General features: G+C 72.5%; 1 protein-coding gene and 1 pseudogene. Both read right to left on the bottom strand.

Annotation, left to right across the window (positions count from 1 at the left end):
* Positions 1-382: pseudogene (locus AC08ON_RS02235) on the bottom strand (DUF4012 domain-containing protein); the annotation flags it as partial.
* 275 nt (positions 383-657) lie between these two features.
* A partial coding sequence (locus tag AC08ON_RS02230; protein ID WP_476616364.1) for a tyrosine-protein kinase domain-containing protein occupies positions 658-2468 on the bottom strand: 1811 nt, incomplete at its 5' end.

Raw genomic sequence — 2468 nt, 5'->3', positions numbered from 1 at the left:
CCGGGCGGCGGACCGCGGCGAGCGCTCGGAGATTGATCGTCATACGCTGGCGCAGCACCCGCGGATCGAGGGAGGGACCCAGGTCGGCCACGGCCGGCAGGCTGGTGCCGGCGGCCGCGTCCACCTCTCGGATCAGCGTCGCCGCCGAGCGCATCGGGCAACCGGCGACGGGCAGCCGCCCGAACGCCGACCACACCGGATCCGAGGTCAGGGCCCGCGCAGCGGTGGCCCGCCGCCGGATCTGCTCGATCTGCGATCGCAGCTCGGCTTCGCGGGGCAAGTCTCCGCTCAGAACCTGCCGCTGCAGGACGGCGATCCGCTGCCTGGCCTCGTCGAGACGGGACTTGGCCAGCACTCCGCGCACGACCACCCAGGCGGTCATCGCCACCAGCACAACGAGGGCCGTCGCGACCCCGGCGGCCAGCCGGCGGTACCGGGCTCGGCGACCACGGTGACGCCGACGACCACGGTGACGCCGGCGACCACGGCCGACGCGGTGCTGCCCCGCCCTGGCCTCAGCACCTCCACCCACGTCCCGCCCACCCACGGGCGCCCGCGTGAGCAGGTCCGGAACCCGGTCCAGGTCCGGAACCGGATCCAGGACCACCGGATCCAGGCCCGGAGCGGACCCGGTTCTTTCCCCCGGTGGCGAATCCGTCATGGGGAGGACGGCGGCCGGGCCGCGCCGTTGTCATCCGGCGTCGTCCCGCCAGCCGGGTCCGTACCGCGCGGTGTCCTTACACCGACGGATATGATCTCCTCGGCCGATCCGCGTGCCGCCGGCACCCTGACGTACGGTCCGCCGCTCGGGACAGGCGTGGCGCTCGGGACAGGCGTGGCGCCGTCGGGCAGCGGGTCTCGCGCTGAGCTCGACTCGTCGCCACCGTCGGCTATCCCGAGACGCGCCATGGCGGCGGGAACCGGCGTCACGGCCGAAGCCGGAGAAGAAGGAGCCGGTGACGGCAGCGACGGAGGCGAGGTGACCGGCCGGGCAGGCCGGACCCCGGAATCGGGCGCCGGGATCTCCAGGGTTCGGGGCGAGGAGGTCCTGGCGTGCCGGCCGCGTGACACGTAACCGTCGCGCGGGCCGTAGTCGTAGGTGTCGGGTCCCTTGACCGGCACCATGTTCAGCACGGTGCCGATCATCCGGGCGTCAACCGCCCGCAGCGCCTCGACGGCCCGCCGGAGGTGTTCGCGGCGGGTCCGCCCGGCCCGCGTCACCAGCAGAACCCCCTCGACCCGGGTGGCGAGCACGGCCGCGTCAGTCACCGGTAGCAGGGGCGGGGCGTCGACCAGGAGGATGTCGAAGCGGGCGGACAGCAGGTTGATGAGTCCGGCCATGCCCTTGGAGCCGAGCAGCTCGCTGGGATTCGGCGGGATGGGGCCGCTGGCGAGGACCTCTACGCGCCCCTCCCCGACCCGACCCTCCCCCCAGGGCTGCAGGACGTCGTCGAGGTCCGCGGCGCCGATGAGGACCGAGGTGAGCCCGGCGGCGGACTCGACCCCGAGGTGCTCGCCGAAAGACGGCCGTCGCAGGTCCCCCTCGATCAGGCAGACCCGCGCACCGCCCTGCGCCAGGGTGATCGCGAGGTTGCAGGCCACGGTGGTCTTGCCCTCGCCGGAGACCGCACTGCTCACCAGGATCGATCGAGGTCCGGTGTCCACCTCGACGAACTGCAGGTTGGTCCGCAGCTGGCGGAACGCCTCCGCCCGGGCCGAGCGGGGCTTGGCATTGATGATGAGGGGATGCCGGTCGGCGGCACCGTCGTAGCCGATGACGGCGAGGTTGGGCAGCTCGGTCGTCTCACGGGCGTCGTCCTCACTGGACACGCTCGTGTCGAGGCGGTATCGGACGATCCCGGCGGCGCTGCCGACGATCAGCCCGAGCAGCGCTCCGAGCGCGAGGTTGCGGATCGGCTGGGGCGAGACGGGCGAGACGGGCAGCTTCGCGTGTTCCCAGACAGTCACCCGCACGGAGGGTGGTTCGTCGGCCGACGACGTCTCGATCTTCGCAATGGTGCTGGAGAACGTCTCACCGACAGCATCTGCGATGATCATGGCTCGTCTCGGGTCGGAATCGCGCACGACGGCCTGGAGCAGCACGGTGTCCGGGACGGCGTGCGCGCTGATCTGGGCCCGCAGGGCCTCCGGAGTCGCGTGCAGGTGCAGGCGTGCGATCACGGCCGTCGCCACCCGCTCGCTGGCCACCAGGTCGGCATAGGACTTGACGCGTTGCTGGGAGAGCAGGCCTCCCTGGTAGGCCGAGGCGGCTCCGGCGCCCCTGTCCGGCGAGGAGACGACCATCGTCACCGAGGCGGCGTACTCTTTCGTCGTTCGCCAGGTCGCCATGGCGGCCAGCAGCCCGCCGAGGACCACGCCGGCGATCATGATCGTCCAGCTTCGGCGCAGAACACGGACGTAGTCGCGCAGCTCCACCCGTCGACCACCCTCCCGGGACCCAGGTCCCG

This window comes from Frankia sp. CoWAU3 (assembly GCF_977971855.1).
Note: the sequence above shows the minus strand (reverse complement) of the source record. Positions and strands in the feature narration are given on the sequence as shown.